This window comes from Lentibacillus songyuanensis (assembly GCF_039548255.1).
GTDB lineage: Bacteria > Bacillota > Bacilli > Bacillales > Amphibacillaceae > Lentibacillus_C > Lentibacillus_C songyuanensis.
Genome location: NZ_JBCLVH010000002.1, coordinates 57,363 through 78,053, shown reverse-complemented (window position 1 = coordinate 78,053; position 20,691 = coordinate 57,363). Strand labels below are relative to the sequence as shown.

The 20,691-nt window shown below is 40.9% G+C and carries 21 protein-coding genes; 20 read left to right on the top strand and 1 reads right to left on the bottom strand.

The features are described 5' to 3' along the window. Positions 1-93 precede the first annotated feature (93 nt). Positions 94-315 carry a DUF1128 family protein gene (locus WMZ97_RS02390; RefSeq protein WP_343270459.1) on the bottom strand — a complete coding sequence of 74 codons (222 nt, stop codon included), beginning with the start codon at positions 313-315 and terminating at the stop codon, positions 94-96. Positions 316-548: 233 nt separating this feature from the next. Between WMZ97_RS02390 and smc the strand changes: the two genes are divergently transcribed. The 20 genes from smc to WMZ97_RS02290 all read left to right on the top strand — a co-directional run bounded on the left by smc (position 549) and on the right by WMZ97_RS02290 (position 20,651). After that, on the top strand, positions 549-4,115 hold the full coding sequence (smc, locus tag WMZ97_RS02385) for a chromosome segregation protein SMC (protein ID WP_343270458.1): 3,567 nt from the start codon (positions 549-551) through the stop codon (positions 4,113-4,115). Positions 4,116-4,129: 14 nt separating this feature from the next. Next, positions 4,130-5,125 carry a signal recognition particle-docking protein FtsY gene (gene ftsY / locus WMZ97_RS02380; protein ID WP_343270786.1) on the top strand — a complete coding sequence of 332 codons (996 nt, stop codon included), beginning with the start codon at positions 4,130-4,132 and terminating at the stop codon, positions 5,123-5,125. A 47-nt stretch (positions 5,126-5,172) separates the two neighbouring features. Beyond that, positions 5,173-5,490 carry a putative DNA-binding protein gene (locus WMZ97_RS02375; RefSeq protein ID WP_343270457.1) on the top strand — a complete coding sequence of 106 codons (318 nt, stop codon included), beginning with the start codon at positions 5,173-5,175 and terminating at the stop codon, positions 5,488-5,490. A gap of 13 nt (positions 5,491-5,503) precedes the next feature. Next, positions 5,504-6,847 (top strand): signal recognition particle protein, encoded by a 1,344-nt coding sequence (ffh, locus tag WMZ97_RS02370; protein WP_343270456.1) that lies wholly within the window; start codon positions 5,504-5,506, stop codon positions 6,845-6,847. A 125-nt stretch (positions 6,848-6,972) separates the two neighbouring features. Beyond that, positions 6,973-7,242 (top strand): 30S ribosomal protein S16, encoded by a 270-nt coding sequence (rpsP, locus tag WMZ97_RS02365; RefSeq protein ID WP_343270455.1) that lies wholly within the window; start codon positions 6,973-6,975, stop codon positions 7,240-7,242. Between the two features lie 17 nt (positions 7,243-7,259). Beyond that, positions 7,260-7,487, top strand: coding sequence for a KH domain-containing protein (locus tag WMZ97_RS02360; RefSeq protein WP_343270454.1), 228 nt, complete (start codon positions 7,260-7,262; stop codon positions 7,485-7,487). Between the two features lie 77 nt (positions 7,488-7,564). Continuing rightward, a complete protein-coding gene (locus WMZ97_RS02355; protein ID WP_343270453.1) occupies positions 7,565-7,954 on the top strand; it encodes a YlqD family protein in 390 nt (129 codons plus the stop codon). A 13-nt stretch (positions 7,955-7,967) separates the two neighbouring features. Then, positions 7,968-8,480, top strand: a complete 513-nt coding sequence (gene rimM / locus WMZ97_RS02350; RefSeq protein ID WP_343270452.1) for a ribosome maturation factor RimM — start codon at positions 7,968-7,970, stop codon at positions 8,478-8,480. Next, on the top strand, positions 8,480-9,232 hold the full coding sequence (trmD, locus tag WMZ97_RS02345) for a tRNA (guanosine(37)-N1)-methyltransferase TrmD (protein WP_343270785.1): 753 nt from the start codon (positions 8,480-8,482) through the stop codon (positions 9,230-9,232). The genes rimM and trmD overlap by 1 nt, the downstream gene beginning before the upstream one ends. A 304-nt stretch (positions 9,233-9,536) precedes the next feature. Continuing rightward, positions 9,537-9,881 (top strand): 50S ribosomal protein L19, encoded by a 345-nt coding sequence (gene rplS / locus WMZ97_RS02340; protein WP_343270451.1) that lies wholly within the window; start codon positions 9,537-9,539, stop codon positions 9,879-9,881. Positions 9,882-10,048: 167 nt separating this feature from the next. Continuing rightward, entirely contained in the window at positions 10,049-10,612 is a 564-nt protein-coding gene (lepB, locus tag WMZ97_RS02335; protein WP_343270450.1) for a signal peptidase I, read from the top strand. Between the two features lie 12 nt (positions 10,613-10,624). Next, a complete protein-coding gene (gene ylqF, locus WMZ97_RS02330) occupies positions 10,625-11,473 on the top strand; it encodes a ribosome biogenesis GTPase YlqF (RefSeq protein WP_343270449.1) in 849 nt (282 codons plus the stop codon). Between the two features lie 101 nt (positions 11,474-11,574). Next, a complete protein-coding gene (locus WMZ97_RS02325) occupies positions 11,575-12,345 on the top strand; it encodes a ribonuclease HII (RefSeq protein ID WP_343270448.1) in 771 nt (256 codons plus the stop codon). Positions 12,346-12,370: 25 nt separating this feature from the next. Continuing rightward, on the top strand, positions 12,371-14,116 hold the full coding sequence (locus WMZ97_RS02320) for a hypothetical protein (protein ID WP_343270447.1): 1,746 nt from the start codon (positions 12,371-12,373) through the stop codon (positions 14,114-14,116). Beyond that, entirely contained in the window at positions 14,113-14,391 is a 279-nt protein-coding gene (locus tag WMZ97_RS02315; RefSeq protein ID WP_343270446.1) for an EscU/YscU/HrcU family type III secretion system export apparatus switch protein, read from the top strand. The genes WMZ97_RS02320 and WMZ97_RS02315 overlap by 4 nt, the downstream gene beginning before the upstream one ends. A gap of 377 nt (positions 14,392-14,768) precedes the next feature. After that, complete coding sequence (gene sucC, locus WMZ97_RS02310) at positions 14,769-15,929, top strand: ADP-forming succinate--CoA ligase subunit beta (RefSeq protein ID WP_343270445.1); 1,161 nt, start codon at positions 14,769-14,771, stop codon at positions 15,927-15,929. A 134-nt stretch (positions 15,930-16,063) separates the two neighbouring features. Then, positions 16,064-16,966 (top strand): succinate--CoA ligase subunit alpha, encoded by a 903-nt coding sequence (gene sucD / locus WMZ97_RS02305; RefSeq protein WP_343270444.1) that lies wholly within the window; start codon positions 16,064-16,066, stop codon positions 16,964-16,966. Positions 16,967-17,024: 58 nt separating this feature from the next. After that, positions 17,025-17,948 (top strand): DNA-processing protein DprA, encoded by a 924-nt coding sequence (dprA, locus tag WMZ97_RS02300; protein ID WP_343270443.1) that lies wholly within the window; start codon positions 17,025-17,027, stop codon positions 17,946-17,948. Between the two features lie 176 nt (positions 17,949-18,124). After that, the gene (topA, locus tag WMZ97_RS02295; protein WP_343270442.1) at positions 18,125-20,203 is read left to right on the top strand and encodes a type I DNA topoisomerase; all 2,079 of its coding nucleotides are present in this window, start codon (positions 18,125-18,127) and stop codon (positions 20,201-20,203) included. Between the two features lie 136 nt (positions 20,204-20,339). Continuing rightward, positions 20,340-20,651: a hypothetical protein gene (locus tag WMZ97_RS02290; protein ID WP_343270441.1), complete on the top strand. Its 312-nt coding sequence runs from the start codon at positions 20,340-20,342 to the stop codon at positions 20,649-20,651. The last annotated feature ends 40 nt before the right edge of the window (positions 20,652-20,691 follow it).

Below are 20,691 nucleotides of genomic sequence, written 5' to 3'. Positions count from 1 at the left end.
CGTTTACCATTGATATTTATTTGAATTTGAAGAACTTTGCCTGCCAAAATGACAGGTTGGCAGTGAACCTGCTCAACCTGCCTCTTGGAAGTCCTATTTTCTTACGGATCGTAATTCATCGATGAAGGCGCGTGTTTCGGAAGCGCTTAGTTTGCCTTTTTGTTTGATCATGTCGTACATAAATTTTAGGTCATCATATTTGTCTAAATCATAATCCTCTGGATCCATAATGGAACGATTGACGACGCCAAGCGTTTCGGCTAAATCATCTAAAATAATTTTTAAGTTTTCTGCAGAAGGATTTTCTAACCCCACATGAACACCTCATTTGTTAATTAAGTAACGTTAGCTATGTATGAAGACAGTCTGGCTCTTCTTTTGTTTCTTCCTTTATGATAAAATAAATGCGGTAAAAAGCCAAATACTATTTTATTTGGCAATCGGGATAAGAAGGCAGGTTCGAGGAGGCCAGGTAGAAAAAAGGCAATGGCGGTGATTGTTATTATCTGACTTTTTGCTGCTGGCCTCTGTATGATAGGAGAATGATTATGTATTTAAAACGGTTGGAAAGTGTTGGCTTTAAATCATTTGCTCAACGGATTAACGTTGATTTTGTTCCCGGTGTGACGGCAGTGGTCGGCCCGAATGGAAGCGGAAAAAGTAATATTACCGATGCCCTTCGCTGGGTGCTTGGAGAACAATCAGCTAAATCTTTACGTGGCTCCAAAATGGAGGATATCATCTTTCAGGGAAGTGACACGCGAAAACCGTTGAATGTAGCAGAGGTTACACTGGTGCTTGACAACACTGATCAGACCTTACCGCTTGATTATGAAGAAGTAAGTGTCATGCGCCGGGTTTATCGTTCGGGGGACAGTGAATTTTATATTAATAAACAGTCCTGCCGCTTAAAGGATATTGTTGATTTGTTTATGGATTCCGGACTGGGCAGGGAAGCTTTTTCGATTATTAGCCAGGGGAAAGTAGAGGAAATCCTGAGCTCCAAAGCCGAAGAACGTCGAACGATTTTTGAAGAGGCAGCAGGGGTTTTAAAATATAAGCAGCGAAAAAAGAAAGCAGAATATAAATTAGCCGAAACACAGGAAAACTTAAATCGGGTGGAGGATATTATCCATGAAATTGAGACACAGATTGATCCGTTACAGCAGCAGGCTGAGACCGCCCAAACGTATCTGGAATACAAAGAACAGTTAAAAGAGCAGGAAATTTCCTTGCTCATCGCTGAAATTGAGCAATTACATGAACAATGGCAAACAGTGCTTCGACAAATGGAAGCGGAAAAATTGCAGGAAGTTGAATTGAAAACAACAATACAACAGAAGGAAGCAAAAATAGAAAGCGAGCGGAAGTCTATACAGGATTTGGATGAACGCATCGAAGTATTTCAATCATCGCTTTTATCCATTACGCAAGAGCTGGAACAATTCGAAGGGAAAAAGCGGCTTTTAAATGAACGAACAAAGCATTTCACTGAAAATAAAACGGAATTAGAATCCCAGCAGCGTGAAGCCAGTGAACGATTGGAAAAATTGAAACAAGTATTAGTAGTGGAAGAAAAAAAATTGCAAGAACTAACCAATCAGCGTAATGAAACGAAACAAAAGGCCGAACAGCTTCATAAACAAATGAGTATGGAAGAGGAAAATATTGCTGAGAAAATTGAAGAGTTAAAGTCGGATTATATTGAGTATCTCAATGATCAAGCAGCGAAACGAAATGAAAAAAACTCGATCCAACAGCAGTTACAACAAATTACGGAAAAAAAAGACAGACAGCAAGCGAAATTCAGTGATCTCCTGACGGAAAGAGAAGGGTTGACGAACGAAAAGCAAAGAATTAAACAAGCCCTTCGCCAAAAAGAACAATTATATCAAGAGAAGGAAGCGTCGTTGCAAACACTGAAAAATGATTTAGAACAAGCGCGAAGTCATTTCCAGGAATCACAAGCAAAGCTTTATCAAGGCTACCAATACATTGAAAAAGTAAAATCGAAAAAAGAAATGCTTGAGGAAATGAAAGAGGACTTTCAAGGTTTCTTTAATGGTGTTAAAGCTGTTTTAAAAGCGAGGGAAGAACAAAGGCTTGCAGCAATATATGGCGCTGTAATTGAGTTAGTTGAGGTGCCGAAAAATTACATAACGGCTATTGAAACAGTATTAGGTGGACAGGCGCAACATATTGTGGTCGAGGACGATGGCGCGGCTAGAAAGGCAATTACCTGGTTAAAACAGACAAATAAAGGGCGCGCTACATTTTTACCACTTGCTTCGATTCAACCGCGGTATGTGTCAACAGATATTTTAACAAATGTTAAACAGCATCATGGCTATGTAGGGGTTGCTGCTGATCTAGTTTCTTGTGACAAGCCCTACCACAAAGCAATTAAGCATTTAATGGGACATGTATTAATTGCCAAAACGTTGAAAGATGCAAATGATATCGCGGCGATTGCCAAACGTAAATTCCGTGTGGTTACCCTGGAAGGTGACGTTGTTAACCCAGGTGGTTCCATGTCCGGCGGTGCCCAAAAGAAAACAAACCAGTCACTTTTCACGAGAGAGAAGGATTTACAGGAGCTGACGCAAAAACTGGAGCAATTTCAAGAGCGAACGATCACGTTCGAGTCAAATGTTGCAAAGAAAAAACAAGAAATGGAACAAATGGAAGCACTGCTTGAAAGCAAACAAAAGGAACTGGAAGCACAGCGAGAGGCATTACAGAATGTGCAGGCACAATTGCGAGAAATGGAATTAAAACAAGCCTCGTTAAATGATCATTTAACGAGGTATGATCAAGATAAACGACAATTTGATGAAGATGTACACGGGCTTCAGAAACGGGCTGGGCAACTGTCTGATGAACTAGCAGAAATTGCGGAACAGTTAGCCACTATCCAGCAGCAAATTGATGATTTAACCCAACAAGATACAGCATCTAAGGAAAACCAGGAGCAAATGCGAAAAGACTACCATAACTGTCAAGTGATCCTGGCAGAACAAGAGGAACGTTTGAAAAGCCAGCGGGAAAAAACGAAGGCAAGTAACCAGCAATTACAAGAGCTTACAGCGCAACATACCCTTTACACAAAAAAATTGGCTGATTTAATGGACATAAATGAAAATGAGACAACAGAAGAAGAAATGATTCAGCATATTCAGGTGAAACAAGAAGAAAAAGAGCAAGTTACCGTCAAGATCCAGGAAATGCGTAACGATCGCGCAACGCAGACACAATTGATTCAGGATCAGGAACGGGAAGTAAAGGAAGAACATAAGCAGCATCAGAAATTTGTAACGGTGCTTCAAGAAAAAGAGGTGAGAGCAAATCGATTGGATGTAGAGCTGGAAAATCGACTTTCCCATTTGCAAACAGAGTATACGCTAACGTTTGAACGAGCGAAACAGACTTATGAGAAGGCTGCTGATATGGCCGCAGTAAAGCAGAATGTTGACCAGCTAAAACAATCGATCGAACGATTAGGGACGGTTAATCTTGGAGCAATTGAAGAATATGAACGTATTTCTGAACGCTATACGTTTTTAACGGAGCAAAAGGGTGATCTGGTTGAAGCAAAACAGACCTTATTCCAGGTAATCGCTGAAATGGATGCAGAAATGGAAAACCGTTTTTCAACAACATTTACCCAAATACAAGAAGAGTTCACCAGTGTATTTAAAGAATTGTTTGGTGGTGGACGAGCTGCATTAAAATTAACCGATCCTAAGAATCTGCTCGATACGGGTGTCGATATCATTGCTGAACCACCAGGGAAGAAATTACAGCATCTTGGCCTGCTTTCTGGTGGTGAAAGGGCATTAACCGCAATTGCTTTATTATTCGCGATTTTGCGCGTGCGTCCAGTACCTTTTTGTGTGCTTGATGAAGTGGAAGCTGCACTTGATGAAGCGAATGTCGTTCGATTTGCCAAATATGTAAAAATGTATAGTAAAGAAACACAATTCATTGTGATTACCCATCGAAAAGGTACAATGGAAGAGGCAGATGTTCTGTACGGAGTGACGATGCAGGAATCTGGTGTTTCTCGATTAGTATCGGTTCGCTTAGAGGATACACAAGAATTGATTACTTCATAAAGGACGTGTGCATGATGGGATTCATGGATAAATTTAAAAAGAAATTCAGACAGGAAGATACACAAGAAGTATCTACAAAGTATAAGGAAGGGATGAAAAAAACCCGCAGTTCATTTTCGGGAAAAATTAATGATTTAATTGCCCGCTACCGGAAAGTGGATGAAGATTTCTTTGAAGAATTGGAAGAAGTATTAATTTCCGCTGATGTCGGTGTGATGACAGTGATGGATCTCATCGATGAACTTAAAATGGAAGTAAAACGACAAAACATGAAAGATACAAAAGAAGTAAAAACTGTTATTTCCGAGAAATTAGTCGAGATTTATTACGGGGATGATGAGGATGAAATCGAGGAACTTAACCTAAAAGAAGGGGAGCTATCGGTTATCCTGGTTGTCGGAGTCAATGGTGTTGGAAAAACCACCTCCATTGGTAAATTGGCCCATCAGCTAAAGCAAAAAGGGAAAAAAGTTGTTTTGGCAGCGGGCGATACATTCCGAGCCGGGGCAATTGAACAGCTGGAAGAGTGGGGAAAGCGATCTGAGGTGGATGTTATCAAGCAAAACGCCGGCAGTGATCCGGCGGCAGTAATTTTTGATGGCATTCGTGCGGCTAAATCACGGGAGGCAGACGTATTAATTTGTGACACTGCAGGAAGATTGCAAAATAAAGTCAATCTAATGAATGAACTGGCTAAAGTAAAACGAGTCATTGAAAAGGAGGTTCCGGGGGCGCCACACGAAGTATTACTTGTCCTTGATGCAACAACAGGCCAAAACGCCATGAGTCAGGCGAAAATATTTGCAGAAGCAACGAATGTATCAGGGATTGTATTAACAAAACTTGACGGTACTGCTAAAGGTGGAATCGTTCTTGCCATTCGTAATGAATTGCATATTCCGGTGAAATTTGTGGGATTGGGTGAGCAGGTAAATGATTTGCAAGCTTTCAATGCCACCGCTTTTGTTTATGGTTTGTTTGCGGATCTGCTTGAAGATGAACCGGAATAATGGTAGTATATTTGTAAAGTGAATCCACTTAACAAGGGGTGATAGAATTGCTGGAAAAGACAACACGCATTAATTATTTATTTGATTTTTATCAAGCGTTATTAACCCCTAAGCAACGGAACTATATGGATATGTACTATTTAGAGGACTATTCCTTAGGCGAAATATCCGAACTATCACATGTATCAAGGCAAGCTGTATATGATAATATTAAACGGACGGAAGCGATGCTTGAAACCTATGAAACGAAATTGCTTTTATATGAAAAGTTTCAACAGCGCACACAATTACTGGACAAACTTGAAAAAACAGCAAGTGAAGAACCTGTTTTAAACCTTATTAACCAATTAAAAGAATTAGATTAGGGGGACACCTTCCATGGCGTTTGAAGGACTTTCTGACCGCCTGCAACAAACCATAAAGAAAATAACAGGTAAAGGTAAAGTAAGTGAACAAGATGTTAAAGAAATGACACGTGAAGTTCGTCTTGCATTACTGGAAGCCGATGTCAATTTTAAAGTTGTCAAGGATTTAATTAAACGAATTAAGGAACGAGCTGTCGGACAAGAAGTGATGGAAAGTCTGACACCCGGCCAGCAGGTCATTAAAGTTGTTAAAGAAGAGCTGACCGAGCTGATGGGCGGTGAACAGAGCAAGATTGCCGTAGCTGATAAATCACCAACCGTTATCATGATGGTCGGATTGCAAGGTGCTGGTAAAACAACAACTACGGGAAAACTTGCAAATTTACTACGCAAGAAACACAATCGTAACCCGTTATTGGTTGCCTGTGATGTTTATCGTCCTGCTGCTATTAAACAGTTAGAAACATTGGGTACCCAATTGAATATGCCGGTATTTTCAATGGGGACCGAAGCAAATCCGGTCGATATTGCCACGAAAGCAATTGCGCAAGCGAAGGAAGATCATCAGGATTATGTGATCATTGATACAGCTGGGCGCTTGCATGTTGATAATGATTTAATGGATGAACTGGAACGAATGAAACAAGCTGTTAAACCAGACGAGATCTTTCTTGTCGTTGACGCGATGACAGGGCAGGATGCTGTGAATGTTGCCGAGAGCTTTAATGCCCAACTGGATATTACTGGGGTCATATTAACGAAACTTGACGGTGATACTCGCGGTGGGGCTGCTTTATCGATCAAAGCGGTAACGGACAAACCGGTGAAATTTGCCGGGATGGGCGAAAAACTTGATCAACTGGAGGCTTTTCATCCGGAACGTATGGCCTCAAGAATTCTTGGCATGGGTGATGTACTAACTTTAATTGAAAAGGCACAGACAAATGTTGATGAAAAGCAGGCAAAAGAATTAGAAGAAAAAATGCGGTCCATGTCGTTTACGTTTGATGACTTTTTGGAGCAGATGGGACAAGTAAAGAAAATGGGACCATTGGAAGACCTGCTTTCGATGATTCCTGGATCGGGAAAAATGAAAGGGTTAAAGAATGCGCAAATCGATGAAAGCCAGCTGACCCAGGTCGAGGCCATCATCCAATCAATGACCAAAAAAGAACGACAGGAACCTGATATTATGAATGCCAGTCGTAAAAAGCGAATTGCCAAAGGCTCCGGTACATCCGTTTCACAAGTCAACCGGCTGCTCAAGCAATTCAGTGAAATGAAAAAAATGATGAAACAAATGACCAACATGCAAAAAGGCAAAAAAGGCAAAGGCATGAAATTTCCATTTATGTAGACACAAAAGCTGCAGTGCCGTCTAATGACGTTGATTAAACATGTAATGGAAAAACACTTTACAGACTGACAAGTTTCTGTTAGAATCTAAACTTGTGATAAACTTTTTATTGGAGGTGCAAAGACATGGCTGTTAAGATTCGTTTGAAACGTATGGGATCAAAACGCAATCCTTTCTATCGTATTGTTGTTGCAGATTCACGTTCTCCTCGTGATGGACGTCAAATCGAACAAATTGGAACCTATAACCCGGTAGCTAACCCGGTTGAAGTTAAGATTGATGAAGAAAAAGCGCTTAGCTGGATGACGAATGGTGCACAACCAAGTGATACAGTACGCAATCTTTTCTCAAAACAAGGCATCATGAAGAAATTCCACGACCAAAAAAATCAATAGTAAGGTAGTGTGATATCATGAAAGCCCTAATCGAATCTATTGTGAAACCACTTGTTGATCATCCGGAAGACATCCATGTGACCGAAAAGGAAGAGGAAAACAAGATTGTTTACCATCTTACAGTTAATCAGGATGATGTTGGAAAGGTGATCGGCAAGAACGGTCGTATCGCCAAAGCAATCCGTACCATTGTATATGCAGCACGTACGGAGGCAAACAAACGAATTTATTTGGATATTATGTAGAGGGAGAGGGGATACCTTTCCCTTTTTACACATGACTGTTTGTTTTCAGATCGTTTTTACGGGAGCGAGGAACAGATATGAAAATAATCAAGAAGGTACTCATTAAACAAATTATCACAGAGAAAAGCAAAGCCAAGCTACAAATGAACTTTAATCAACATAAAATGCGGCTTGAACAAGAGTGTCAACAGCTACTGTTCGAACAACGAAAATTGCAAAACAAACCAGGTGTCGCAAAGCATGAGGTGAACAGCCGGTTTCAGCAGGAAATTAAAAATCGTAAAGAAAAAATGAAACTATTGGATTTTAAAATAGAACAGTTGGACATGCTGGAAATTGGCAGTGAAATTGTGGAAAAAGAGGTTGAGGCTCTTGTTGAGGTAGAGGTAGGAACGCATTGGGATAAGATCATGGATGAACGCGCAATTGTCATTGAGGATGATGTGGTTGTTCGGATCGATGAATAGTGGGTGATGGAAAATGGAAAAGATGTATACTGTGGGAAAAATCGTGAATACACATGGGCTTCTTGGAGAAGTGAAAGTAAAACGAATTACCGATTTCGCGGAACGGTTTGAGATTGGTGAAACACTATACGTAGTAATAGAAAAAGAACGTCCCTTGCCTCTGGTAATTGATGGTCATCGGATACACAAAGGGTTTGATCTGATCCATTTCGAGAACTATGACAATATCAATGATGTGGAACGATTTAAGGGAGCTTATCTAAAAATTTCCGAGGAACAATTAACCGGTTTGGAAGAAAATGAATATTACTACCACGAAATTATTGGCTGTGACGTTTATACAAATAATGAAGAAAAGCTGGGTACGATTAAAGAAATTTTAGCTCCTGGCGCTAATGATGTCTGGGTGGTTAAACAGGCCAATGGCAAAGAACTGCTTATCCCGTATATTGCAGATGTTGTCAAAACAGTCGATGTGCAGGCAAAAAAAGTGGTTATTGAACCGATGGAAGGACTGCTTGATTGATGCATATTGATGTGTTAACACTATTTCCCGAAATGATCTCGGCTATGTTCCATACGTCGATATTAAAAAAAGCACAGGAAAAAGAAACGTTTAGCTACAACTTGATTAATTTTCGTGATTTTACGGAAAACAAACATGGTAAAGTGGATGATTACCCATATGGAGGCGGAGCAGGTATGGTACTGACGCCACAGCCTGTGTTTGATGCGGTGGCGTCAGTTACAAAGCACGAAGCTGCAAAGCCCCGCATTATTTTGTTGTGTCCACAGGGGGAACAATATAATCAAAAAAAGGCAGAAGAATTGGCTGATGAGGAACATCTTGTCTTTGTTTGCGGGCATTACGAAGGCTATGACGAACGAATCAGGAAGCATCTTGTAACCGATGAAATTTCAATCGGTGATTATGTTTTAACAGGTGGAGAGCTTGGGGCGATGGTCGTTATTGACAGTGTCGTTCGCTTGTTGCCGGATGTATTAGGCAATAAAGATTCAGCTCGAGAAGATTCTTTTTCCACTGGTTTGCTGGAGCATCCGCATTATACCCGTCCAGCTGATTTTCGCGGTATGAAGGTTCCGGATATTCTGCTATCAGGTGATCACCAAAAGATCGAACAATGGCGCAGGAAAGAGTCCCTGAAGCGGACCTATGAACGGCGCCAGGAGTTGATCAACCAGCAAGAATTGACAGAAAGTGATCGGAAACTACTGCACGAAATTATTGATAGAGGTACTGATGGCCTGATAAAGTGAAACTTCAAACAGTGAGGCTCCGACGAACGCTGATGTTCTAGTGCAGGCCCGACCAGAAGCGGACCTTTGTCATGTAGTTGGTTTTAACTTATCTGTTTTATTTTGCTCCAAAATCTTGAAGCAGGAGTCTTACGCTGTTAAGAGGGGATAAACACGACAAGAGAATATTTACAAAACAGTTGAACTCTTGATAGCGTTATGGTATATTAATTGTTGTGCTTAAGTACATAACTTAAGCCGTATAAACGATGTTCCGCTGCCACTTAGTGAGACATGAACATTGGTTTGGAAGGAGTGAAGTAGGATGCAACAATTAATTGAAGAAATTACCAAAGATCAACTTCGCACAGATCATCCTGATTTCCGCGCGGGTGACACAGTAAAAGTTCACGTAAAAGTTGTGGAAGGCACGCGCGAGCGTATTCAGGTGTTTGAAGGTGTTGTTATTAAACGCCAAAATGGTGGTATCAGTGAGACATTTACCGTAAGAAAGCTTTCTTATGGTGTAGGTGTTGAACGTACATTTCCATTACATTCACCTCGAGTTGCAAAAATCGAAGTTTCCCGTCGTGGTATTGTACGTCGAGCTAAACTATACTATCTACGTAATCTACGCGGTAAAGCGGCACGAATTAAAGAACGTCGTTAATTATATGGAAACTAGTATGGGAAAGGAGCTTAGCATTGTTGCAAGCTCTTTTTCTCTTTAACTTGAAATCACATGACAGCTATTATCATACATATTTATTGTAAGAGACGATGTTCAAAAGGTTGGTTTTACCTTCTTTTTGGACATGTACTAAAGGAAGTGGAGTAATGGCCAAGCGAAGAAAAAAAGAGTGGTTTGACTGGATATTAGCATTATTGTTTGCATTTGGAATAGCTCTGGTTGTCAGAACGTACTTTTTTGCTCCCATTATTGTAGATGGCCCATCGATGCAGCCAACATTGCATAATCGAGATCAAATGATTGTTAACAAGTTTGCCTATCATGTAGGTGAACCAAGCCGTTTTGATATTGTTGTGTTTCACGCAAATGAGGAAAAGGATTTTATTAAACGAGTGATTGGTCTTCCCGGAGAGCATGTTGCTGTCAAGGATGAAGTTTTATATATTGATGGGAAGAAGGTCGCCGAGCCTTTCTTAAACGAACGAAAAGAAAGCCTGCAGCCTGGAGAAATACTGACAGATGATTTTCGGTTGGAGGATGTACCTGGTGGTTATCAAACCATTCCAAAAGGTTATGTATTCGTACTTGGTGATAATCGCAGCAATTCCACCGACAGCCGAATATTAGGTTTGATTTCTGAGGATCAGATTGTTGGCAAAACCAGTTTAACCTACTGGCCACTCAATCGTTTCCATATCATAAAAGAATAGGGTGAACAAAAGATGCCAATTCAATGGTTTCCGGGTCACATGGCCAAGGCACGGCGGGAAGTGGAAGAAAAGTTAAAACTTGTAGATTTTGTAATCGAATTGGTGGATGCACGTGCACCATTATCATCTCAAAATCCCATGCTGCAACAGGTATTGCAAAACAAACCTAAAATGATGGTGTTGATGAAAAAAGACTTGGCTGATCCGCAGGAAACAGCCAAGTGGGTTGATCATTTTCAAGCAAAAGGGATAAAAGCGGTTGCAGTAGAAGTGAATGATAAAAAAGATATCAAGCATGTCATCCAAGTGGCCAAAATGTTAGGTCAAGAAAAAGTGGATAAATTACAGCGCAAAGGTATCCAGCCCCGGGCTGTACGAGCAATGATTGTTGGCATACCAAATGTCGGTAAATCGACGCTGATAAATCGGCTTGCCCATAAAAAAATTGCTAAAACAGGGGATCGGCCGGGGGTTACTACACAGCAGTTATGGATTAAGGTCGGCAAAGACTTTGAACTGCTGGATACACCAGGAATCCTGTGGCCAAAATTTGAGGATGAGCTTGTCGGTTATCGTCTGGCAGCATTGGGGACCATTAAGGATCAGCTATTATCATTACAAGACATCACAGCGTTTGTCATTCAACATTTACAAAACCATTACCCCGAATTGCTGAAGGAAAGGTTTGCTATTGATCGCGACGCACACGACATGTGGGATATTTTTGAAACCATTGGAAGCAGACGTGGCTGCTTGGAAAGCGGTGGCAATGTGAATTTTGATAAAGTAGCGGATATTGTGATACGTGATCTCAGGACAGGCAAGCTGGGCAGGATTACATTAGAATCCGTTGAACATTAACTGGCATACACCCCTTCGTGCATGCCAGTTTTCCTTATTTGTAGGAAATAATCCCTTATAAAAAAAGATAAATCCGCCGATAAAGAAATAGAGGTGTACAGATGAGAAAAAGATCCATTACCGAATTAAAACAATTATTTGCAGCAAAACAGGCAACGCCAGCGCTAATCACTGAATTACGACGTGATGCGCGAAAAGGTGTGCAGCAGCTCATTCAGCGCTATGACAGGGAACAACAGAAACGACTGGAAATGGAGAGTATGTTCACCAACATGTGCCGCTACGAACAATATAGTTATCATAATGGCTGCCAGTTTATTGCCGGAATCGATGAAGCAGGCAGGGGTCCCCTAGCAGGTCCGGTTGTTGCTGCGGCTGTGATCTTGCCCCGTGATTTTACTTTGTTAGGATTAAATGACTCGAAACAGTTAAATGAGGCGACCCGGAATCGATTTTTTGAGATTATTAAGGAGCAGGCTGTAAGCTATGGGATATCCATCATTGACAATCAAACAATCGATGAACGAAATATATTTCAAGCAACAAAAATAGCCATGTATCATGCTGTCGATCAATTGGATACGAAGCCTGATCATGTTTTAGTGGATGCGGTAGAATTACCAGAATTAATATGTTCCTCAGAAGCTATTATAAAAGGGGATCAGAAGAGTGTTTCAATAGCGGCTGCAAGCATTTTAGCAAAGGTGACGCGAGATCGCATCATGAAACAAATACATATGGAGTATCCACTCTATGATTTTGCATCAAACATGGGGTATCCAACGAAGCATCACATGGATATGCTGGTGCAGCATGGCATTTCACCGTACCATCGAAAATCGTATGCCCCTGTAAAAAATGCTGCCACATGACGTAACGCAAAATGGAGATGAGGCAATGCGTATTCAACACACGCAGACTGCTGCGGAAATTCAAGCACCTGTCAACAAGCCTGAATTAAAACAGGGACAAATCATACAGGGAAAAGTGCTGCAGCTATATCCGAATCATAAAGCGCTTATGCAGCTTGGTTCGCAAAAAATGGTGGCACAACTAGAAGCTGCTTTAACAACTGGAAGCACGTATTATTTCCAAGTGCAAGCTACGGATGACGTCATTCGTTTAAGTGTACTAGGTGATAAGCTTAAAAATCAAATGCCGGACAATGTGATAAATTTATTACAGCAATTAGGCTTCAAAACTACCAAACAAAGTAAGGCACTAGTAGAACTGCTTATTACCGAAAAAGTCCCGTTTAATAAAGATCAGCTGACGAAGGCATTACATCTGGTGCAACATGCTCAAAACCAGGTACATGCAAGACAAGCAGTGAAAGAAATGATGGTTAGGACATTGCCAATGACCAAAGCGGTTTTTCAAGCAATGTATAGCAAACGCATCAACGGATTAACAGAGCAGATCCGGGCATTCATCCAACAGGTAAAGCCGGATACCAATGCAAATTCATTACAGCAGCAAATCGTGAACCATCTTTCTAATCTGGTAAACCAGGCAACGACACAGCGGGATGTGTTTGTTAAACACGCAATGACAGAGATTGCCCAAGATGATCGAACTCTTTTTGCGTTTGCTAAAGCGAAGGGGATGCTGGATAAATCGGTGGACTTCACAAAATGGAAACAGGCCTGGATGATACATCAAGAACGTCATACGTTCACCAGTTCATTTCCCCTACCATTTAATATGAATGATGATACATTACTTAAAATGCTCGGACAAGCGGATAAACAAACGGCGAAAGAGCTGCAACAGTGGGCTGGTTTACTAAGACAATCGTTACAAAACAACAAGCCACTCCCTGACGCTGCATTTACTGTATTAAAACAGGAACTGAATCAACAGCTTGTCCCAAAACTTACCAATGAACAGATACAACTATTCACACAATATACCCACAACCATCCTGAATCATTGCGTAATCTGCTCAGTATCCTGGAAGCAATGGCAAACGTTCAGGCTGATCCAAAGCTCGAATCGTTATATTCCAACATGAAACAAGCACTTCCAGTAACCTGGCTGCATCCAAAGGAGTTATTTTTACAGCAAGTAAAACAGGTGTTGCAGTTCGTCGGGTTGAATTATGAACATCAATTACTGCAAAAAGATCAGATGATGACAATTAAATCCATGTTGATTCAATTGTTGCATAACAGCGATGGTTCCATACATGAGCAATCCCAACAGCTATTGCACCATATTAATGGTCTGCAGATACATTCGGTTCAAGAATCGGCCAATTTTATCCAGGCTAGTATGCAGCTCCCAGGCGAAAAGTTAGGATTGCTTCGAGACATCCAACTCAATTTTGAGGGGAAAAAGACAAATACTGGAGAGATCAGTACGGACTATTGCCGGATCTTGTTTTATTTGGATTTAGCACATGTAAAAGAAACGGTGATTGATATGAACGTTCAAAAACGTTCCATAGCAGTGACGATTTATAATTCGTACAGCCAATTAAATGAACATATTAGCGCACTTAAACCGATGTTAAAGGAAGGGCTGAACCAGTTGGATTATCATTTGAGTACGGTCGCGCTGAAGCCATTAAAGGAAACCGAAAACAAGACAGATGGTCCAGATGAATCATTCTCGGCACAAGGGGTGGATTATCGGATATGAACGAAAAACGAAAAAAGGCGGTTGCACTCCGCTATAATCATCAGATTAATCAGGCACCTAAGGTAACGGCAACAGGAAAAGGACTGCTTGCCGAAAGTATTGTCGAAAAAGCAAAAAGACACCATGTACCGGTTCAGGAGGACGAATCATTGGTTGAATTATTAGCAGAATTAAATATCAATGAAACGATTCCCGAGGAACTGTACCAGGCGGTTGCTGAGGTGTTTGCCTTTATTTATCAAACCGATCGATCCATGGGTGATACGAATTCATAAAAATGGTATCCCTAGTGTTTTAGTTGCTGGAATCAAGCAATCTGAAAAAACTCTTTTATAATTTGACACTATTTACATATATTGCGATATAGTGATAATTCTTTTTGAGGGCACTCCTCCCGTTCTAATGGAAGATTGGTGCTAAATGCGCTCCGTCAGAATACTCCGCCCTCCCCTCCCCGGACGGCGGCATTAGCACATGTATTTGAAAATCAACAACCCCCTTACTTCGCAGTGTAATGAAAGAGAATTGTCACTACGTCGCAGTTTCCATCAACTTTGAATGATGTCCGGAGTCCCTTAGTTGCTTATTCTTGTGAAATATGTTGTTTTTTAATACAATGGAAATGCAGTGAATTTTGATGGGAGGATGAAGGATGAACATTCATGAGTATCAAGGCAAAGAAATTCTTCGAGAACTTGGCGTCAATGTGCCAAATGGCCATGTTGCATATACTGTCGATGAAGCAGTTGAAGCTGCCAAGAAGCTGGGTACATCTGTAACAGTAGTTAAAGCACAAATCCATGCCGGGGGGCGAGGTAAGGCCGGCGGAGTTAAAGTTGCTAAAAATTTAGACGAAGTGCGTACATATGCGGATGAAATTTTGGGAAAAACTCTTGTTACGCATCAAACAGGTCCAGAAGGTAAGGAAGTCAAACGCTTACTGATTGAAGAAGGATGCGATATTAAAAAAGAATATTATGTCGGAGTTGTCCTGGATCGTGCGACATCACGAGTTGTGATGATGGCATCCGAGGAAGGTGGTACGGAAATTGAAGAAGTTGCCGCAAAGACACCGGAAAAAATATTCAAAGAAGTAATCGATCCAGTTGTTGGTTTGAGTCCATACCAGGCTCGCAGACTGGCATTTAACATTAATATTCCTGATGAATTGTTATCAAAAGCAGTTAAGTTCATGACTGGTTTATATCAAGTATTTATAGAGAAGGATTGTTCTATTGCTGAAATTAACCCACTCGTTACGACTGAAGACGGGGAGGTTATGGCACTTGATGCCAAATTGAATTTTGACGACAATGCATTGTACCGTCAGAAGGATGTTCAGGATTTCCGTGATTTGGATGAAGAAGATGAAAAAGAAATTGAAGCATCAAAATATGATCTGAGCTATGTGGCGCTGGATGGCAACATTGGCTGTATGGTCAATGGCGCAGGTCTTGCCATGTCTACTATGGACATTATCAAATACTATGGCGGCGAACCGGCAAACTTCCTTGATGTTGGGGGCGGCGCGACTGCTGAAAAGGTTACAGAAGCATTTAAAATCATTTTGTCCGATTCCCATGTAAAAGGAATTTTTGTAAATATTTTCGGTGGAATCATGAAATGTGACGTTATCGCGGAAGGCGTTGTTGAAGCTACGAAACAAGTTGGCCTAGAGTTGCCATTGGTTGTACGTTTAGAAGGTACGAATGTTGATTTGGGCAAGAAAATTCTGGACGAGTCGGGATTAAATATTACTTCAGCTGGTTCCATGGCTGACGGCGCAGAAAAGATCGTTTCCATGGTGAAATAAACGTGCACTCAGGCGTCAGGGACCGGAGTTTACCGATCAAAACAAAAGGTAACTGTTAAGCGGTTCAGCACTTCTATTTTTACCATTATTTCACAAGAACGCGTAGTTGATTTACGTAGAAAGGACGGACGAAAATGAGTATATATGTTAACCAGGATACAAAGGTAATTGTCCAAGGAATCACCGGTGGTACTGCAAGGTTTCATACAAAACAAATGCTTGAATATGGTACAAAAATCGTTGGTGGTGTAACACCGAAAAAAGGCGGTACAGAAGTAGAGGGTGTACCAGTATTTAATACCGTAAAAGATGCTGTTGATCAAACAGGTGCTACCGCTTCTGTCATTTATGTTCCAGCGCCATTTGCTGCTGATGCTATTCTTGAAGCGGTGGATGCCGAGCTAGATCTGGCCATTTGTATTACAGAACATATTCCTGTTTTGGATATGGTGAAAGTAAAACGCTATATGGAAGGCAAAAAAACACGTCTGGTCGGACCAAACTGCCCTGGTGTCATTACACCTGAGCAATGTAAAATCGGTATTATGCCGGGATACATTCATAAAAAAGGGCATATCGGTGTTATTTCCCGTTCTGGGACTTTAACGTATGAAGCAGTTCATCAACTTTCAGAAAAAGGCTATGGTCAATCAACCGCTGTAGGTATTGGTGGAGACCCTGTTAATGGTACAGACTTTATTGATGTATTATCTGCATTTAATGATGATCCCGATACGGAAGCAGTTGTTATGATTGGTGAAATCGGCGGTACGGCTGAGGAAGAAGCAGCCGCATGGGTAAAAGCGAATATGAAAAAGCCTGTTGTCGGCTTCATTGGCGGTGCAACTGCACCTCCAGGAAAACGCATGGGCCACGCCGGTGCAATTATTTCCGGTGGTAAAGGTACAGCAGAAGAGAAAATTCGTGTCATGGAAGAATGTGGTATTAAGGTTGCTGAAACACCAGCAGTTATGGGTGAAAAGATGATTGAAGCATTAAAAGAACATAACTTAGCTGAAAAATGTAAAACACATTAATAAATAGATTGGGTCTGTCTTGTATTAGGACAGGCCCCTTTCCTAAAGGAGTGATGTCATGCAAATATTGCGAAAAAAGCTGATTCATCTCCATCGTTGTCGTGGAGTTACCAGACATACAATCCGGCGAATGCTCAAGTTGGAATCCTCTTTGTCCAGCCTCTATCAGCTATCATCCTCACAGTTAAGTCATCACTATGCGATTCCTTATAAAAATGCCCAATTGCTATATTCCGATCTGCACAATCAGCAAATCCATGCGTCACTAAAACGTGATATCAATCAGTTTACGATCGTTACAATAGTTGACGAAATGTACCCGAATGTGCTAAAAACAATAAAAGACCCACCATTTGTTCTTTATGCCTTGGGTGACCTCTCCTTGTTGAGCCACAAACCAGCCCTAAGTGTGATCGGCACACGGAACCCTTCTCAGCAAGCATATCGAAAAATGGCATTCATATTACGACCGATGATGGAAAAGAATTTTTTAGTTGTCAGTGGTATGGCAAATGGTATTGATTCTTACGCCCATCAACTCGCACTAAACCATAAAGGAAAAACAATAGCTGTTTTGGGAAGCGGTTTCCATCACATTTATCCAAAGCGGAACATAGCCTTATTTCATAAACTGGCACAACACGGATTGTTATTATCCGAATATATTCCCGACGCCCTTCCTGAACGATTCCATTTTCCTGAGAGGAACCGAATTATAAGTGGTCTGAGCTTTGGGACACTGGTAATCGAGGCCAAGGAACGAAGTGGAACATTAATAACAGTGGATCAGGCACTTGATCAGGGAAGGGAAGTCTATGCTGTTCCGGATTCCCCTCTTTTGCCGGAAACCGTTGGGTGTCATCGGATGATTCAAGACGGGGCGAAACTAGTGTTTCATGCAGCGGATATAATCGAGGATTGGGAAGCAATGAAGCATATTTTCATAGAAAGCGAACATAAACATATGGATAATGTACGTTGAAAATGAAACGATCCGTTTAATCATGTTTGACAAATGGGAATGATATATTTACTATTAGTGAAGATTTCCAATTGAAAAGTATGCCAACTGATTGCTTGATTAGCTGGTGTTCAATTTGGCAAATTTTTAAATGCAGATTTTAAATAGGTTACCTCATTTTGGGAGGAGAAAGCAGTATGTCAGACTATCTTGTTATCGTTGAATCGCCTGCAAAAGCAAAGACGATTGAGCGGTATTTAGGAAAAAAATATAAAGTAGAAGCATCCATGGGCCATGTTCGGGATTTGCCGAAAAGTCAAACGGGTGTGGATCCGGAAAATAACTTTAAACCAAAATATATTACGATTCGCGGCAAAGGTGATGTGTTAAAAAACCTTAAATCAGCAGCAAAAAAGGCTAAAAAAGTATATCTTGCTGCCGACCCCGATCGAGAAGGGGAAGCCATTGCCTGGCATTTAGCGCACAGTTTAAATATTGATGAGCATTCCGATTGCCGTGTCGTCTTTAACGAAATAACGAAGGACGCTATCAAGGAATCATTTAAACACCCACGTTCGATTGATACAGATTTAGTGGATGCGCAGCAAGCGAGACGAATACTCGACCGATTAGTAGGATATAACATCAGTCCATTACTATGGAAAAAGGTCAAAAAAGGATTAAGTGCCGGCCGTGTACAGTCTGTTGCGGTAAAGATGATTATTGACCGTGAAAAGGAAATTGAGAACTTTAAGCCGGAAGAATATTGGTCTATTGAAGCTAACTTTAAGAAAGACGAGGAAACATTCGAAGGTTCGTTTTATGGAATCGATAACAAGAAGCAAGCATTAGCATCAGAAAATGAAGTTAATGAGGTTCTTAAGAAGTTAACCGATGAAACATTCCTGGTTGACCAGGTGAAGAAACGAGAACGAAAACGTAATCCAGCCATGCCATTTACAACGTCATCGTTGCAGCAGGAGGCAGCCAGAAAGCTTAATTTCCGTGCGAAGAAGACGATGATGGTTGCGCAGCAGCTTTATGAAGGAATTGATCTGGGAAAGAAAGCTGGTGGAATTACTGGTCTCATCACCTATATGCGTACGGATTCAACGCGTATTTCAGATACGGCAAAAGATGAGGCAAAAGGATATATTGAGGAGAAACACGGTAAGGACTATCTTGGTACAGCCAAAAAGACAAAACAAAAAGAAGGGGCACAGGATGCACACGAAGGCATTCGTCCAACATCCGTCCTCCGGGATCCAAAAACACTAAAGCCAACATTATCACGGGATCAATATCGGTTATATCAATTAATCTGGGAACGATTCCTCGCAAGCCAAATGGCGCCTGCTGTTATGGATACGATGACCGTTCAGTTAATAAACAATGGTGTGGAGTTTCGTGCCACTGGATCTAAGATTAAATTTAAAGGTTTCATGAGTGTATATGTAGAAGGAACAGATGATAATGGCAAACAAGAAAATAAGTATTTGCCTGATTTACAGGAAGGAATGGAAGTAAAGGCTAATGAAATAGTCCCTAATCAGCATTTCACCCAGCCACCCCCACGGTATACGGAGGCAAGACTGGTTAAGACAATGGAGGAACAGGGAATTGGCCGGCCATCAACCTATGCTCCTACTCTTGATACTATCCAACGTCGCGGGTATGTCAGTATTGATAATAAGCGATTTATTCCAACCGAGCTCGGTCAGATTGTTAATGAGTTACTGGAGGAATTTTTCCCGCAAATTGTTGATCTCGACTTTACTGCAAAGATGGAAGAAGATCTTGACTCCATTGAAGGAGGTAAAGTGGATTGGATTGCGATCTTAGATGAATTTTATCAGCCGTTTAGTAAGCGGCTGGAGACCGCAGAAAAGGAAATGGAAAAAATCGAGATTAAAGATGAACCTGCAGGGATTACCTGTGAAAAATGTGGACATGAAATGGTATATAAAATGGGAAGGTATGGGAAATTCCTTGCTTGTTCCAACTTTCCAGAATGTCGTAATACGAAACCAATCTTGAAAAAAATTGGGGTAACCTGCCCGAAATGTAAGCAAGGCGATGTCGTGGAACGGAAATCGAAAAAGAAACGTACCTTTTATGGCTGTGACCGGTTTCCGGAATGTGACTTTGTCTCATGGGATAAACCAATTTCCCGACCATGTCCTAAGTGTAATTCGCTACTGGTCGAGAAAAAGAAGAAAAAAGAAACCCAAATACAATGCACAAATTGTGATTATAAGGAAAAAGCACAAAGCTAAACAAACCGCTCGGTAAAACGGGCGGTTTTGTTATTCACAGGCTTTTAAAGCCCTCAGATGTAAAAATATAGTAACCCAATACAGCGTTTTAGCCAGTCAAAAAAGGGTAAATATTTCTATAAGGAGGGATTGCAAAATGACAAGCAGAAAAACATATTTTGTAACAGTGGATACAGAAGACATTCGTGAGATTTCTTTACCTGAAAACGGTATTGAGTATGAAATAAATGCAACACCTGAAGAGGTCAAAGCTATTAAAATGTTATTTATGAAAAAAAATAAAAACGAAAAAGATGCGGTAAAATATCTGGGAAAACCATTTGACGAGTGGGGCGCTGATACCGAACGAAATAATTACGATGCCCATATTATTGCTATTTATGATAAATTGTATGAACTGGGTACGAATGAAACGAAAAATAAAATAAAAGAATTACATTTACTATAGAAATGTTGGTTTAACCGGTAATTTTGCTGCAAATAAAACA

Bases quoted from the DNA above. Each gene is read 5' to 3' on its own strand.
- sucD (WP_343270444.1), top strand. From the start codon at position 16,064: ATGAGTATATATGTTAACCAGGATACAAAGGTAATTGTCCAAGGAATC.
- dprA (WP_343270443.1), top strand. From the start codon at position 17,025: ATGCAAATATTGCGAAAAAAGCTGATTCATCTCCATCGTTGTCGTGGA.
- smc (WP_343270458.1), top strand. From the start codon at position 549: ATGTATTTAAAACGGTTGGAAAGTGTTGGCTTTAAATCATTTGCTCAA.
- rplS (WP_343270451.1), top strand. From the start codon at position 9,537: ATGCAACAATTAATTGAAGAAATTACCAAAGATCAACTTCGCACAGAT.
- ftsY (WP_343270786.1), top strand. From the start codon at position 4,130: ATGGGATTCATGGATAAATTTAAAAAGAAATTCAGACAGGAAGATACA.
- rpsP (WP_343270455.1), top strand. From the start codon at position 6,973: ATGGCTGTTAAGATTCGTTTGAAACGTATGGGATCAAAACGCAATCCT.
- ffh (WP_343270456.1), top strand. From the start codon at position 5,504: ATGGCGTTTGAAGGACTTTCTGACCGCCTGCAACAAACCATAAAGAAA.
- WMZ97_RS02325 (WP_343270448.1), top strand. From the start codon at position 11,575: ATGAGAAAAAGATCCATTACCGAATTAAAACAATTATTTGCAGCAAAA.
- WMZ97_RS02355 (WP_343270453.1), top strand. From the start codon at position 7,565: ATGAAAATAATCAAGAAGGTACTCATTAAACAAATTATCACAGAGAAA.
- WMZ97_RS02360 (WP_343270454.1), top strand. From the start codon at position 7,260: ATGAAAGCCCTAATCGAATCTATTGTGAAACCACTTGTTGATCATCCG.
- topA (WP_343270442.1), top strand. From the start codon at position 18,125: ATGTCAGACTATCTTGTTATCGTTGAATCGCCTGCAAAAGCAAAGACG.
- WMZ97_RS02315 (WP_343270446.1), top strand. From the start codon at position 14,113: ATGAACGAAAAACGAAAAAAGGCGGTTGCACTCCGCTATAATCATCAG.
- lepB (WP_343270450.1), top strand. From the start codon at position 10,049: ATGGCCAAGCGAAGAAAAAAAGAGTGGTTTGACTGGATATTAGCATTA.
- WMZ97_RS02290 (WP_343270441.1), top strand. From the start codon at position 20,340: ATGACAAGCAGAAAAACATATTTTGTAACAGTGGATACAGAAGACATT.
- rimM (WP_343270452.1), top strand. From the start codon at position 7,968: ATGGAAAAGATGTATACTGTGGGAAAAATCGTGAATACACATGGGCTT.
- WMZ97_RS02320 (WP_343270447.1), top strand. From the start codon at position 12,371: ATGCGTATTCAACACACGCAGACTGCTGCGGAAATTCAAGCACCTGTC.
- ylqF (WP_343270449.1), top strand. From the start codon at position 10,625: ATGCCAATTCAATGGTTTCCGGGTCACATGGCCAAGGCACGGCGGGAA.
- sucC (WP_343270445.1), top strand. From the start codon at position 14,769: ATGAACATTCATGAGTATCAAGGCAAAGAAATTCTTCGAGAACTTGGC.
- trmD (WP_343270785.1), top strand. From the start codon at position 8,480: ATGCATATTGATGTGTTAACACTATTTCCCGAAATGATCTCGGCTATG.